We start from the raw sequence: 311 nt of genomic DNA on the forward strand, positions 1-311 counted from the left end.
ATGGTCGGAAACGCGTAGCCGCAGTTGCCAAAGCTCATCGCCGCAAAGAAGCTGCGCGGCTTTTCGAAGCGCAAGTAACTATTGGCCACCGAGTTGATGTTGCCGATGTCGGTCGACACCATCACGTCTTCCGGCATGGCTTTTTCCAGCTCGCGCAAGACCTGGCGCGGGTGCAGATAGCTGCCCGGCTCTTTCTTTTGCTCTTCGATCATATCCAGGCTGTACGCATCTTTTTCATGCGTCCAGTTGGTCAATTCCTCTTCCCACGCGGCCTTCTCCGCTTGCACGGTGGCATAGCGCTCGGCGCGCGT

General features: G+C 57.6%; 1 pseudogene. It reads right to left on the reverse strand.

The features are described 5' to 3' along the window. Positions 1-311 (reverse strand): annotated as a pseudogene (locus K0F85_RS28410) (sulfoacetaldehyde acetyltransferase); the annotation flags it as partial.

It is taken from the genome of Janthinobacterium sp. UMAB-56 (genome assembly GCF_900095265.1).
GTDB lineage: Bacteria > Pseudomonadota > Gammaproteobacteria > Burkholderiales > Burkholderiaceae_D > Janthinobacterium.